The sequence below is a fragment of the Pseudoalteromonas sp. DSM 26666 genome (assembly GCF_900116475.1).
GTDB lineage: Bacteria > Pseudomonadota > Gammaproteobacteria > Enterobacterales > Alteromonadaceae > Pseudoalteromonas > Pseudoalteromonas tetraodonis.
Genome location: NZ_FPAR01000005.1, coordinates 287131 through 300987, shown reverse-complemented (window position 1 = coordinate 300987; position 13857 = coordinate 287131). Strand labels below are relative to the sequence as shown.

At 42.1% G+C, this 13857-nt stretch carries 13 protein-coding genes; all 13 read left to right on the top strand.

Translation table 11 applies throughout. The features are described from left to right. Nucleotides 1-2 precede the first annotated feature (2 nt). The 13 genes from BM380_RS11605 (at nt 3) to BM380_RS11545 (ending at nt 13845) form a co-directional block, all read left to right on the top strand. Nucleotides 3-272, top strand: coding sequence for a flagellar biosynthetic protein FliQ (locus BM380_RS11605; protein WP_010387922.1), 270 nt, complete (start codon nt 3-5; stop codon nt 270-272). A 2-nt stretch (nt 273-274) separates the two neighbouring features. Further along, nucleotides 275-1054, top strand: a complete 780-nt coding sequence (gene fliR, locus BM380_RS11600; RefSeq protein WP_013465551.1) for a flagellar biosynthetic protein FliR — start codon at nt 275-277, stop codon at nt 1052-1054. Between the two features lie 9 nt (nt 1055-1063). Further along, complete coding sequence (gene flhB / locus BM380_RS11595; protein ID WP_090494436.1) at nt 1064-2194, top strand: flagellar biosynthesis protein FlhB; 1131 nt, start codon at nt 1064-1066, stop codon at nt 2192-2194. A 71-nt stretch (nt 2195-2265) separates the two neighbouring features. Then, a complete protein-coding gene (gene flhA / locus BM380_RS11590; protein ID WP_008112204.1) occupies nt 2266-4374 on the top strand; it encodes a flagellar biosynthesis protein FlhA in 2109 nt (702 codons plus the stop codon). A gap of 21 nt (nt 4375-4395) precedes the next feature. Then, complete coding sequence (gene flhF, locus BM380_RS11585; protein WP_090494434.1) at nt 4396-5886, top strand: flagellar biosynthesis GTPase FlhF; 1491 nt, start codon at nt 4396-4398, stop codon at nt 5884-5886. Next, nucleotides 5879-6739: a MinD/ParA family ATP-binding protein gene (locus tag BM380_RS11580; RefSeq protein ID WP_010387928.1), complete on the top strand. Its 861-nt coding sequence runs from the start codon at nt 5879-5881 to the stop codon at nt 6737-6739. The genes flhF and BM380_RS11580 overlap by 8 nt, the downstream gene beginning before the upstream one ends. Nucleotides 6740-6765: 26 nt before the next feature. Next, nucleotides 6766-7476 (top strand): RNA polymerase sigma factor FliA, encoded by a 711-nt coding sequence (locus BM380_RS11575; protein WP_008112209.1) that lies wholly within the window; start codon nt 6766-6768, stop codon nt 7474-7476. A 40-nt stretch (nt 7477-7516) separates the two neighbouring features. Beyond that, nucleotides 7517-7900: a chemotaxis response regulator CheY gene (gene cheY, locus BM380_RS11570; protein ID WP_008112210.1), complete on the top strand. Its 384-nt coding sequence runs from the start codon at nt 7517-7519 to the stop codon at nt 7898-7900. Nucleotides 7901-7916: 16 nt separating this feature from the next. After that, nucleotides 7917-8684, top strand: a complete 768-nt coding sequence (locus BM380_RS11565; RefSeq protein ID WP_010387932.1) for a protein phosphatase CheZ — start codon at nt 7917-7919, stop codon at nt 8682-8684. A gap of 14 nt (nt 8685-8698) precedes the next feature. Then, the gene (locus tag BM380_RS11560) at nt 8699-10915 is read left to right on the top strand and encodes a chemotaxis protein CheA (RefSeq protein WP_090494432.1); all 2217 of its coding nucleotides are present in this window, start codon (nt 8699-8701) and stop codon (nt 10913-10915) included. Between the two features lie 53 nt (nt 10916-10968). Then, nucleotides 10969-12120: a protein-glutamate methylesterase/protein-glutamine glutaminase gene (locus tag BM380_RS11555; protein ID WP_008112216.1), complete on the top strand. Its 1152-nt coding sequence runs from the start codon at nt 10969-10971 to the stop codon at nt 12118-12120. Beyond that, a complete protein-coding gene (locus BM380_RS11550) occupies nt 12113-12877 on the top strand; it encodes a flagellar motor protein (RefSeq protein WP_028833993.1) in 765 nt (254 codons plus the stop codon). Before BM380_RS11555 ends, BM380_RS11550 begins: the two co-directional genes overlap by 8 nt. A 5-nt stretch (nt 12878-12882) precedes the next feature. Continuing rightward, entirely contained in the window at nt 12883-13845 is a 963-nt protein-coding gene (locus BM380_RS11545) for a flagellar motor protein MotB (protein WP_090494430.1), read from the top strand. Nucleotides 13846-13857 lie beyond the last annotated feature (12 nt).

Genomic DNA, 13857 nt, shown 5'->3' with positions numbered 1-13857 from the left:
CCATGGAACCTGAAGTATTTGTTGATATTTTAAGTGGAGCCCTATTTTTAGTGATTAAGCTGGTGTCTGCCATTGTGGTACCTGGCTTAATTATTGGGTTGGTTGTGGCTGTGTTTCAGGCAGCAACCTCAATTAACGAACAAACACTGAGTTTTTTACCGCGTTTATTAATCACCATCAGTGCCCTGATTGTGGGAGGACATTGGTTTACTCAAGAGCTAATGGACTTTTTTAATCGCTTAGTGCTGCTTATCCCCGAAATTGCAGGTTAACAATGGAATTTCCATTTTCCGTTGTCATTCAATGGTTAAGTGATTTTTTACTGCCCTTAGTGCGCATCAGCTCTATGATCATGATCATGGCGGGTATTGGCGCAAAAAACGTACCTGCTCGAATAAAAATGGGCTTGGCTGTTGTGGTCACCTTCTTAGTTGTTCCTGTTCTTCCTGCTGCTACATTTACTAATCTATTTTCTTTTGAAATGATTTTAGTGGTACTCCAACAAATGTTGATTGGTGTCGCAATTGGTTTTGCGTCCACACTATTACTCAATACGTTTGTGTTAGCCGGTCAAATTCTTGCTATGCAAACCGGTTTAGGTTTTGCATCTGTTGTTGACCCCTCTAATGGGATGAGTGTGCCTGCAGTGGGGCAATTTTATCTAATATTAGCTACCTTATTATTTTTTGTGTTTAATGGTCATTTAATGATGATTCAAATGGTGGTGCACAGTTTTGAAGTACTCCCGATTGATGGCAATTGGTGGGCGGTTGATCATTACTGGGACATAGTGACATGGGGTGGTTGGATGTTTACCACTGCATTAGTGCTGTCATTAGCACCATTAACCGCCATGCTGGTTATTAATATGGCATTTGGTATTATGACCCGTGCTGCACCGCAGTTAAATATTTTCTCGATAGGCTTCCCGTTTACCTTAGTGGCAGGGCTCGTTATTATTTGGGCAACGCTCGGTAACTTTGTCACTCAGTTTGAGTTCCAATGGCTAAAAATGGTTGAGTTGATGTGTACTCTAGTTGGTTGTTCCCCTTAGGAGAGCGTAATGGCTGAAGATTCCGGACAAGAAAAAACCGAAGAACCCACCCCCAAAAAAGTTGATGATGCTAAAAAGAAAGGTCAAATAGCGCGTTCTAAAGAGTTAGGTACCATGTTTGTGCTTATTTTTTCTGCTATTTCCTTATTAATGTATGGGCCTGAAATTGGCAAAGGCTTGTACCGCATTATGGGAAGAATGCTGAGTCTTAACCGCAATGAAACCTACGACACCACCAAAATGTTTGCCGTATGGGGAGAGGTGGCCGACGTACTGTTATTTCCTATGTCGATGTTTGTACTCATTATTGTATTGGCTGCATTTATCGGTAATACCATGCTTGGCGGCTTTAATTTTAGTTGGCAAGCAGCTGCGCCCAAAGCCAGTAAAATGTCGCCAATGAAAGGCTTTACCCGCATGTTTGGTCCACAAGCGGCTATAGAATTGCTTAAGTCATTATTAAAGTTTGGCTTGGTGGCCGCATTTGCTATTTTTTTAATTAATACGTTTTTTGATGAAATCTTACATTTAAGTATAGAAAGTGCGCCTGGCAATATTGTTCATGCTTTGGAAATTTTAGCGTGGATGTTTTTAGGCATGTCTTGTACCTTAATTATTATTGCTGCTATTGACGCCCCATTTCAAAGCTATAGTCATAACAAACAGCTTAAAATGACTATGCAAGAGGTAAAAGACGAATATAAAAACTCAGAAGGTGATCCGCAGATTAAAGCGCGCATAAGGCAAACCCAACGTCAAATGTCGCAAAAGAGAATGATGCAGGATGTGCCAGACGCCGATGTTATTGTTACCAACCCTACTCACTATTCCGTAGCTTTAAAATACGATACAGAGCGAGCAGGCGCGCCTATTGTATTAGCCAAAGGTGTGGATGAGCTCGCCATGCAAATTCGTAAAATTGCATTGGGTAATGACGTGCCTATTGTTGAGTCTCCAACTTTAACCCGAGCGCTTTATCATACTGCAGAAGTGGGTGAGCAAATCCCCGATCAGCTCTTTACTGCGGTTGCTCAAGTGCTTGCTTATGTGTTTCAGCTTAAACGGTTTAAAAAAGGTCGTGGAAAACGCCCTGTTGCCCTTAATAAAAAGCTGCCTATCCCCGATGAATTTAAGTATTAACTGCTAACCAACTAACTTGGAATAGTTATTGCAATTTCAGCGTAGTGTCAATTTTTTGAAATTGTAGAGTTATGGAATTTAAAGCGGTATTACAACAACTTAATAAAGATAAAAAAGAATATGCGAAGGGCGTTGGTACACCGCTTTTGGTGTTGGCTGCGCTGGGCATGGTTATTTTACCGCTGCCTCCATTCCTGCTTGATATATTATTTTCGTTTAATATCGCGCTTGCGTTAGTTGTATTACTGGTCACTGTATACACCATGAAGCCGCTTGAGTTTGGTATGTTCCCAGCGGTGCTGTTAATTGCAACCATAATGCGCTTAGCACTCAATGTGGCCAGTACCCGGGTGGTACTGCTTGAGGGCCATAACGGTGGGGATGCTGCTGGTAAAGTCATTGAAGCATTTGGTTCAGTGGTAATCGGTGGTAACTACGCCGTGGGCTTGGTGGTGTTTTTAATTCTGATCATCATTAACTTTGTGGTAATCACCAAAGGTGCTGGTCGTATTTCAGAAGTATCAGCGCGTTTTACTCTAGATGCTATGCCAGGTAAGCAAATGGCCATAGATGCAGATATGAATGCCGGTTTTATCAGTGCCGAGCAAGCCAGAGAACGTCGTGAGGAAGTAACCCGTGAAGCTGACTTTTACGGTTCTATGGATGGTGCTAGTAAATTTGTAAAAGGCGATGCTATTGCTGGCATAGTCATTTTAGTGATCAATATTGTGGGTGGCTTATTTGTTGGCATGATCCAACATGATTTAAGTTTTTCACGCGCTATGGAAGTGTACACACTATTGACCATTGGTGATGGCTTAGTCGCGCAATTACCTTCATTACTACTTTCAATTGGTACTGCAATTGTTGTAACCCGTCAAAATGAATCGCACAACATGGGCGATCAGTTTAAGAAGCAATTAGGTAACGAAAAGTCGTTATTTATTGCCTCAGGTATCCTTATTACTATGGGCTTAGTCCCAGGTATGCCACACCTTGCATTTTTAAGCTTAGGGGCGCTTTTAGGTTACCTTGCATACTATACTCAACAAAATAAACTGAAATTAGCCGCTGCAGAAGCAGAAGAAGCCGAAAATGCGGCCTCAGGTACCGGAATTGCGGCTAAACAAGAGCAAAAAGAACTGGGTTGGGATGATGTTCAACAAGTTGATGTTATTGGTTTAGAAGTCGGTTACCGACTCATTCCTCTCGTTGACCAATCACAAGGTGGCGAGCTGTTAAACCGTATTAAAGGAGTGCGTAAAAAACTATCTCAAGAGCTGGGCTTTTTAGTGCCGCCGGTGCATATACGCGATAATCTAGAACTCGACCCAAATGCATACCGCATAACCATGATGGGTGTATCAAGTGGTGAGGGTGAGCTTAAACATGGTGATGAATTAGCGATTAACCCAGGCCAAGTATTTGGCCCGCTAAAAGGAATTGAAACTAAAGATCCTGCGTTTGGTTTAGATGCGGTTTGGATAAAACCAGATCAAAAAGATGAAGCACAGTCTTTAGGTTACACGGTGGTTGATTCGGCGACCGTGGTGGCAACCCATATTAGCCAGTTACTCACCAATAGCGCCGCATTATTACTCGGACATGAAGAAGTACAGAACTTATTAGATATGTTAGGTAAGAGTCACCCTCGCTTAGTTGAAGGACTTGTACCTGAGGTATTACCGCTGACCACCATCGTTAAAGTACTACAAAATTTATTAAACGAAGGGGTGGCAATACGAGATATGCGCTCAATTGTTCAAACCCTTGTTGAGTATGGCCCTCGTAGCCAAGACCCAGATGTATTAACGGCTGCAGTGCGAATATCACTGCGTAGATTAATCGTTCAAGATGCCGTTGGTATGTCTTCTGAAATCCCTGTCATAACCTTGGCGCCTGAGTTGGAACAGATGTTGCATCAGTCACTTCAAAATGCAGGTGATGAAGGTGCCGGAATAGAACCAGGGCTTGCTGATAGACTTCAAACATCATTGAATGAAGCGCATCAAAATCAAGAAATGGCCGGTGAACCTTCAATATTGCTAACGTCAGGAATGTTACGCACTGTGTTATCTCGATTTGTTAAATACACCATTCCAGGATTGCGAGTGATGTCTTATCAAGAGATACCAGATGAAAGACAGATCAAGATTGTCAGCTCTGTAGGCCAACAATAAGATTTTAAAGGGGTTTGAATTATGAAAATTAAACGTTTTTTTGCTAAAGACATGCGCACTGCACTAAAAGAAGTAAAAGAAGAGTTGGGTGTTGATGCGGTTATTATGTCAAATAAAAAACTAGCTAATGGCGTTGAAATTGTTGCTGCAGTTGATTACGACAAAGCAGCGACAAAACCGCCAGAGCAGCCTCAAAGCCAACCTGCTGCAAGAGCTTCATTTGCACATACTGAGCAAAGTTCACATAATTTTGTTAAACCAGAACCGCAACGCGCTCAACCTAAGCCACAAGCAAAGGTTGCAGATAGCTTACAAGCCTTACTAGAGCGTCAGTCTCCACGTCCTCGTTCAGCAGAGCTTGCTTCAATGTTTTCACACTCTGGTATTGACACTTCTGTTCACTATCAAGAACAAGAGCCTGTGCAATCACGACCTAAAAATATGTTTGAACGTGAACAAAGCGCGCCAGTGCGTCCTCGCACCCAAGCCGATAGCTTAGGTTTTGACGACTTAGACAGTGGCTTTGACGATTTAGATTCACCCAGCGCACCGCGTCAGCAAACAATGCATAAAGAATCCAGTGACATCAGCACAATGCGTGAAGAAATGAACGCAATTCGTCAACTATTAGAGCACCAAGTATCAGGTTTAATGCAGCAAGATATGGCACGTCGCGACCCGACCCGTGCATGTATGATTGACCGCTTAGTCGGTATGGGGATAGAGAAAAATGTTGCTGAGCAAATGGCATGTTTTGTACCAGACGATGTGTCTCGCCAACAAGGCTGGAAAGCTTTATTGAACATGGTTGAAGATCAAATGCAAACCACGAACAACGAAATACTTCGCCAAGGCGGTGTTTTTGCGTTAGTCGGACCTACTGGCGTGGGTAAAACCACCACAGTTGCAAAACTGGCAGCATTGGGTGCACAAAAATACGGTGCCGATAAAGTAGCGCTTATTACTACCGATACCTACCGTATTGGTGCTTATGAGCAGCTAGCAACGTATGGTCGTATTATAGGTTGTGGCGTTAAACAAGTTAAAGATGCAAATGAATTAGCAGAAGTTTTATACCATTTACGAAATAAACGTCTAGTCTTAATTGATACAGCGGGAATGAGTCAACGTGATTTACGCTTAACCGAGCAGTTAAACACCTTGATGCGTAATCAGCGTGTTGATATACGTAGTTATTTAGTATTAAGTGCGACGGCGCAAATTAATGTATTACAAGAAACAGTAAGGCACTTTAAAAAAGTACAGCTAAGCGGATGTATTTTTACTAAACTTGATGAGTCATTGAGTTTAGGTGAGATTATTAGTATTGCGATTCAAAATCGTCTCCCAATAGGGTATCTTACTAACGGTCAGCGAGTACCAGAAGATATTAGAGTGGCAAATGCCGAAAAACTAGTAAAAAAAGCTGAGCAATTGTATTTAAAAAGAATAAAAGCACAACAATCACGACACCAATCAGTGGCGTCGAGCACAGTAGAGATGTATGATTAACACAGTTTTAGATCAAGCAAGCGGCCTTCGCAAAATGAGCAAGAATAATAATAACGGCGTAAAAGTTATCGCTGTCACCGGCGGCAAAGGTGGAGTGGGTAAAACGAACGTATCCCTTAACACGGCAATCGCGTTAGGCCAACAAGGCAAACGTGTGCTTGTACTAGATGCTGATTTAGGATTAGCGAATTGTGATGTGATGCTTGGACTGCGCGTTGAGCGTAATTTATCTCATGTTTTATCGGGCGAATGTGAACTTGATGATATTTTAGTCGAAGGTCCCGCAGGCATAAAAATAGTGCCTGCAACATCGGGTTCGCAAAGTATGGTTGAGTTATCACCCTCAGAGCACGCTGGACTTATTCGTGCATTTAGTGAACTTAACACCGACTTTGATATTTTAATTGTTGATACCGCTGCGGGTATTTCCGATATGGTGCTGAGTTTTTCTCGCGCAGCGCAAGATGTGGTTGTGGTGGTATGTGATGAGCCTACATCAATTACCGATGCCTATGCTTTAATTAAAGTACTTAGCCGTGAGCACGGCGTTTATAAATTTAAAATTGTTGCCAATATGGTGCGTAGTTTACGCGAAGGGCAGGAATTGTTTGCAAAACTTTCAAAGGTTACCGACCGATTTTTAGATATATCAATGGAGTTGGTTGCAACGGTTCCATATGATGAAAATATGCGCAAATCAACGCGCCGCCAAAAAGTAATTGTTGAGGTTTTTCCTGGGTCGCCTGCTGCAATTGCTTTTAAAACACTGGCTACAAAAATTGCTAAGTGGCCAACACCTAGTCAAGCCTCGGGTCATTTAGAGTTTTTCATTGAGAAACTAGTTAGTAACTAACAATGACAATACCGGTGAATAGAGCTATGGGATATCAGTCAACACAGAATTTAAATATGATTGTTGAAAAGCATGCCTCATTAGTCAAGAAAGTGGCGTGCCATTTAATTGCTCGTTTACCGGCCAGTGTGCAGCTAGATGATTTAATTCAATCGGGTATGATTGGTTTAATTGAAGCTTCAAAAAACTTTGATGCAAGCAAAGGCGCAAGCTTTGAAACCTTTGCCGGTATTCGTATTCGTGGTGCGATGATAGATGAAATGCGCCGAGGCGATTGGGTTCCACGTTCAGTTCACAGAAAAAGCCGTTTGGTTGCAGAGACTATTGTTGCGCTTGAGAACAGTTTAAACCGTGAACCTAAAGATAGTGAAGTTGCTGAAAAACTTGAAATTTCGCTAAATGAGTACCATCATATTTTAAACGATGTAAATGTAAGCAAAGTGTTAGGCATTGAAGACCTTGGTATAGATGATGATGTGATTACACCTCATGGCCAAGATTTAGCACTAGACAAACCGTTCAATAATGTTAAAAATGAACGGTTTAATGAGTCTTTACTCAGTGCAATAAAGTCGTTACCGGAAAAAGATGCAATGGTGCTTTCTTTGTACTATAACGATGAGATGAATTTAAAAGAAATTGGGCATATACTCGATGTAAGTGAATCGCGTGTAAGTCAGATACATGGTCAGGCGATGATTAAGCTTAAAGCAAAAATCAATGACTGGATAAACTAGAAGTAAGTAAATAAAGGTTCAGGCCTCACTGGAGGATGTTTTGGATAAAAACATTAAAATTCTTGTTGTTGATGATTTCTCAACAATGAGACGTATTATTAAAAACCTGTTGCGCGATTTAGGTTTTACCAATGTTCAAGAAGCAGATGACGGGTCAACTGCTTTGCCTATGTTGCAAAATCAAGCGTTTGATTTTGTTGTAACAGATTGGAATATGCCAGGCATGCAAGGTATTGATCTTTTAAGGGCAATTCGAGCTGATGAAAAATTAAAGCATATTCCTGTTTTAATGGTTACAGCAGAAGCTAAAAAAGAACAAATAATTGCTGCGGCCCAAGCAGGTGTTAATGGTTATATTGTTAAACCATTTACTGCAGGTACATTGAAAACTAAATTAGAAAAAGTGTTCGAACGCTTAGGTTAATGAGAGGGAGAGGCTTATGTCAGCACCTGCTGCGCCTCAGATTACTTTAGAACAAGCTCGCCAGTTAGTTGTTTTTTTAGAAAATGGTGAGCAAGATAAAGCGAATCAGTTAATTTTAGAAACAGCTTCACAAGAGCAATCACAGTTATTTGCTGAGGTGGGTAAGTTGACGCGTCAACTGCACGAAGCTTTAAAAAGTTTCGAGTTAGACACGCGTTTAACAGACATTACCACTGATGCCATCCCTGACGCAAAAAAACGCCTTAACTATGTCATGGAAATGACAGAAAACGCAGCCAATAAGACAATGGATGCGGTTGAAGCAAGCTTACCATTAGCACAAGAAATCGCTGACGAAATAGCTGATATCAAGCCAACGTGGGATCGTTTAATGAACCGCGAAATAGAGCTTGGTGAGTTTAAATCACTTTGTCATAGTATTGATAAGTTTATGAGCAGTTCTCATCACAAAACCGATGAGTTACAAATGCTGATGACTAATGTGCTGATGGCTCAAGACTATCAAGATTTAACCGGTCAGGTTATTCGCCGTGTTATTGAACTTGTCCGTGAAGTTGAAGAAAGTTTAATTCACCTGTTGACTGCATTTGCAGCGCAAGGTGGTGAGGTTGAACCAACTGAACAACCAGAAAAAATAGAAGATCCCATTGTTGCACAAACACTAGCAGGTCCCGAAGGGCCTATTATTGATAAAGAAACGCGTAATGATGTTGTATCTGATCAAGATGAAGTTGATGATCTATTATCAAGTTTGGGCTTCTAATAGGAGAGTACTGCATGAGCTTTGAAGTCGATGAAGATATTTTACAAGACTTTTTAGTAGAGGCCGGAGAAATCCTTGAGCTTTTATCTGAACAGTTAGTAGAACTGGAAAATAACCCAGATGATACTGAGCTACTAAACGCAATATTTCGCGGTTTCCACACTGTAAAGGGTGGCGCTGGCTTTTTGGCTATGACAGAGCTTGTTGATGCATGTCATGGTGCTGAAAATGTGTTTGATTTGCTGCGCCAAGGTGTAAGAACAGTTAACTCTGAATTAATGGATGTGATTTTACAAGCACTGGACACCATTAATGAAATGTTTGCCACGATTAAAAATCGTGACCAGCCAGAGCCTGCTGATCCAGAATTACTTGCAGTACTTCACAAACTTGGGCAGCCACCGACAGCAGAAGAGCTTGCCGGCGATTCTGTGGTTGAAGATATAGCTCCTGTGGAAACCCCATCGGTAGAGCCCGAACCAGTTGCAGAGCAACCGAGCAACGATGCTGAAGAAGACCCGTTTGCTTTTGATGAATTATTTAGCGGCCCAGATAGCAGCAGTACTGAGTCTCAGATTGATGAAATAACCGAAGACGAATTCGAAAGCCTACTTGATGAACTTCATGGAAAAGGGCAAGCCCCACAAGAAAAACAATCATCATCAAGTGGCAATGATGTCAGTGGTGATATAACTGACGATGAATTTGACAGCTTATTGGATGAACTTCATGGTGTAGGCAGCTTTGGCGAAGTGAGCCAAGCAACCGCAAGTACACCACAACAAACACCATCAGCTCCTGTGGCTCCACCAAGTAACGAGCAAAGCTCGGGCGATGATGAAATAAGTGACGACGAGTTTGAAGCGTTACTTGATGAACTTCATGGTAAAGGTGCACCTAAGTCGATAGAAACACCGGCTCCTGTAAGTAAACCTGAACCAGTGGCAGCTAAAAAGCCAGAACCAGTTGCTGCAGCTAAGCCACAGCCTAAACCAGAGCCAGCTAAGCCGGCTCCTGCGGCACAAGCAGCTAAAGCTGCGCCGCCCAAAAAAGCAGCGCCTCCACCGGCAGAAACAACTGTACGTGTTGATACCAAACGCCTAGACCAAATAATGAACATGGTGGGCGAGTTAGTACTTGTGCGAAATCGCTTAGTGAGTTTGGCGACTAACTCTGATAGCGAGGCTATGGGTAAAGCTATTTCCAACTTAGATGTTGTTACTGCTGATATCCAAGGTGCAGTAATGCAAACACGAATGCAGCCGATTAAAAAAGTATTTGGCCGTTTTCCTCGTGTTGTACGTGACTTAGCACGAACACTTAAAAAAGATATTAATTTATTACTTGTCGGTGAAGACACCGATTTAGATAAAAATTTAGTGGAAGCATTGGCCGATCCATTGGTGCATTTGGTTCGCAACTCGGTCGACCATGGTATTGAAATGCCCGATATTCGTGAAGCATCGGGTAAACCTAGAACAGGTACGGTGACTTTATCAGCTTCGCAACAGGGTGATCATATTCTACTTACCATCCAAGATGATGGTGCCGGTATGGATGCTGAAAAGCTTAAAAAGATTGCGATTAGTAAAGGGGTGCTTGATCACGACCAAGCGAGTCGTCTTTCTGATACTGAAGCTTATAACCTTATTTTTGCACCTGGGTTTTCAACCAAAGAAGAAATCTCAGATATTTCTGGCCGTGGTGTTGGTATGGATGTGGTTAAAACAAAAATCACTCAGCTCAATGGCTCGGTTAACATAAAATCAGAAATGGGCGTAGGGACTACTTTAGAAATCAAAGTTCCACTAACACTTGCGATATTGCCTACCTTAATGGTGGTGGTGGGAGAGCAAACCTTTGCCTTGCCGCTAGCGGGTGTAAGTGAAATATTCCACTTAGATTTAACAAAAACTAATGTGGTTGATGGCCAGCTAACGATTATTGTTCGTAAAAAGTCGATTCCATTATTCTACCTTGAACATTGGCTTATAAAAGGCGCTGATAGAGGTCAGCGAAAAGCACAAGGGCATGTCGTTATTGTGCAAATAGGGACTCAAAAAGTAGGGTTCGTTGTTGATTCACTAATAGGTCAAGAAGAAGTGGTGATCAAGCCTCTAGATGCATTATTGCAAGGTACGCCGGGTATGGCGGGTGCGACTATTACCTCTGATGGTGGAATTGCACTGATATTAGATGTACCGAGTATGCTAAAGCATTACGCTGGATAATAAAAAGTAGGTATAAACTTTATGCCTACCCATTCATTGAATAAGAGAGCGAAATGGCTGTTAAAGTTTTAGTAGTTGATGATTCAAGCTTTTTTCGCCGCAGAGTGAGTGAAATTCTTGAACAAGACAGCGGCATTGAGGTAATAGGCTTTGCTGTAAATGGCCGAGAGGCCGTCGAAAAAACAGCTCAGTTACGTCCTGATGTTATCACCATGGATGTTGAAATGCCGGTGCTGGATGGTATTAGTGCTGTGAAAGAGATCATGGCGAGTAATCCAACACCTATTTTAATGTTTTCATCGTTAACACGAGCAGGGGCATCTGCCACTTTGGATGCGCTTGATGCTGGGGCGATGGACTTTTTACCTAAAAAGTTTGAAGATATTGCTCGCAATAACGATGATGCAATTAAGTTATTGCAAAATAAGGTTAAGGAAATAGGCCGCCAGCGTATTGGAAGAATTACGAGAACGGCCCCATCTCCAAGTATTAGTAAACCAGCGTCAAACAGTTCTGAACGCTTTTCTAACCTTGCTAAAAAGCCGATAGTTCAACCTGATCGTAGCTTTAATAATGCGAGTCCTGCACCTACTAACAGCAGTGCCTCAGCGCGTGCCAGTGGTAAGCAGTATCAGTTAGTTGCTATTGGTACATCCACAGGTGGGCCGGTTGCACTGCAAACTATTTTGACGCAATTACCTGCTAATTTTCCACACCCTATTTTACTCATACAGCATATGCCTGCTGCATTTACCCCGGCCTTTGCTACTCGCTTAGATGGCTTGTGTAAGATTAAGGTAAAAGAAGCGCAGCAAGGCGATAGATTACAACCTGGGTGCGCTTATTTAGCGCCAGGTGGCCAGCAAATGATGGTAGAAGGACGTGGCTCTAATAGAACCCTTCGTGTGTTTGAAGATAAAAATGAACGAGTAAACTATAAACCAAGTGTTGATATTACCTTTGCCAGTGCGGCCAAAGCGTATCAAGGTGATGTGCTTGCCATTATTTTGACAGGCATGGGTGCAGATGGTCGTGATGGTGCTCGCATGCTTAAGCAAACTGGCGCTACAATTTGGGCTCAGGATGAAAAAAGCTGTGTTGTCTATGGTATGCCTCAGGCGATAGCCAGTGCAGGTTTAGCGAGCGAAAGCATTAGCCTTCATGATGTGGCTGCACGTTTAAAAAGAGAGGTTGGCTGTGGATAAGCTTTCTGTTTTAGGATTACTGGTTGCATTAGGTGCTATTGCAATCGGTTATTCTTTAGAGGGAGGTGTGGTATCTGCGCTGTTTAATGGGCCTGCACTAATTATTGTATTAGGCGGTACATTAGGTGCGGTGATGCTACAAACATCAGCCAATACATTTAAAAAAATGCTTAGTATTACTCATTGGGTTTTTGTTACCGACGACCATGATATTGAAGATGCTATTGAGCAAGTAAAACGCTGGTCGCATAAAGCCCGTCAAGAAGGCTATTTAGCATTAGAAAACGAAGCACTTGCGCATTCAGATCCCTATGCTGCCAAAGGACTGAGTTTATTAGTTGATGGCTGTTCAGAGCAAAAACTACGCGATACCCTCGAGATTGACTTATTACTTGAGCGAGAACGATTACTTGAGGCTAGCCGGGTATATGAAGCAATGGGTGGGTATAGCCCAACTATTGGTATTTTAGGTGCGGTACTTGGGCTTATTCAAGCCATGTCATTTATTAACGATCCTGAGCAGTTAGGAACGGGTATTGCCACCGCGTTCATTGCAACTATATATGGTGTTGGTTTGGCTAATTTATTATTTTTACCTATGGCCAATAAGCTAAAGCAACGGGTTGAACAAAAGATGCTTTATCACGAAATGTTAGCGGAAGGTGTAATTGCTATTAGCCAAGGTGAGAGCCCTATTAATATTGAACTAAAGCTTGAAGCCTACCGCGTTGAACGTCCAATTTTACAGGCCCATTAGCGCCTATGTTACGCCGTCGCTTACGTCATCACCAATTAAAGAGCCAACATACTGAGCGTTGGTTAGTTTCTTATGCGGATTATATGACCATAATGTTTGCATTTTTTGTTGTATTGTATGCAATTGCGATAAACAAAGAAGACAACATCAAGGTTTTATCTGATTCTCTTGAGCATGTTTTTGATAAGTCTGCAAAACAATATTCTCAGCAGGGTAACGGGGTAAATGGTGATGCTTTATTGCTTGAAAGGGTGACCCCTGAGGCTGAAATACTCTATGGCGAAAGTATTCAAGAGCAAGAACAAGGCCCAATGTTACTCGATGGTCAAAGTGACAATAGCAATATTAGTCAACGCCACTTAGGTAAGCCGCTGGATAGTTTATTGGCTAAATTACAATCGTCGCTGATTGATGAGATACTCAGTGGCGAGGCTAGCTTAGAACTAAGCCAAGACTGGTTGGTTATTGAGCTCAATTCCGGATTGTTGTTTGCCAGTGGTAGTGCTGTTGCACATAACAAGGCCAAAGAGATTGTAAAAAAAATTGAAGCAATCATCGCATCAGTCGATAACTATATAAGAGTACGCGGGTATACAGATAACGAAACCATACGAAATGAAATATTTCGTTCTAATTGGGAGTTATCAGTGGCGCGTGCAACCTCAATATTAGTTGAGCTAGAGCGTTTGGGCATTGAATCCGCGCGCATGGCCATTGAGGGGTATGGTCAATACTCGCCCTTTGCCGATAATGATACCGAAGCTGGGCGTGCTGAAAACCGTAAAGTCGTGATTGCACTTTCTAAATATGGTTTAGCACCAGAGCCCTCTGATGAACAAACGAAATCATCAATTTCAGTATCAGAGCAAAGTCAGCCAGAAATTGAGCTACCTGCCCAAGACGATACAATAAAAATAATCCGTTTACCGCATGGTGGCATCCGTGTTACCACGCGCAACGAACAGTAATTAGGATGTAAT

What these genes read in the sequence shown, in the direction of transcription:
- BM380_RS11605 (WP_010387922.1), top strand. Translation starts at nt 3, where the DNA reads ATGGAACCTGAAGTATTTGTTGATATTTTAAGTGGAGCCCTATTTTTA.
- fliR (WP_013465551.1), top strand. Translation starts at nt 275, where the DNA reads ATGGAATTTCCATTTTCCGTTGTCATTCAATGGTTAAGTGATTTTTTA.
- flhB (WP_090494436.1), top strand. Translation starts at nt 1,064, where the DNA reads ATGGCTGAAGATTCCGGACAAGAAAAAACCGAAGAACCCACCCCCAAA.
- flhA (WP_008112204.1), top strand. Translation starts at nt 2,266, where the DNA reads ATGGAATTTAAAGCGGTATTACAACAACTTAATAAAGATAAAAAAGAA.
- flhF (WP_090494434.1), top strand. Translation starts at nt 4,396, where the DNA reads ATGAAAATTAAACGTTTTTTTGCTAAAGACATGCGCACTGCACTAAAA.
- BM380_RS11580 (WP_010387928.1), top strand. Translation starts at nt 5,879, where the DNA reads ATGATTAACACAGTTTTAGATCAAGCAAGCGGCCTTCGCAAAATGAGC.
- BM380_RS11575 (WP_008112209.1), top strand. Translation starts at nt 6,766, where the DNA reads ATGGGATATCAGTCAACACAGAATTTAAATATGATTGTTGAAAAGCAT.
- BM380_RS11565 (WP_010387932.1), top strand. Translation starts at nt 7,917, where the DNA reads ATGTCAGCACCTGCTGCGCCTCAGATTACTTTAGAACAAGCTCGCCAG.
- BM380_RS11560 (WP_090494432.1), top strand. Translation starts at nt 8,699, where the DNA reads ATGAGCTTTGAAGTCGATGAAGATATTTTACAAGACTTTTTAGTAGAG.
- BM380_RS11555 (WP_008112216.1), top strand. Translation starts at nt 10,969, where the DNA reads ATGGCTGTTAAAGTTTTAGTAGTTGATGATTCAAGCTTTTTTCGCCGC.
- BM380_RS11545 (WP_090494430.1), top strand. Translation starts at nt 12,883, where the DNA reads ATGTTACGCCGTCGCTTACGTCATCACCAATTAAAGAGCCAACATACT.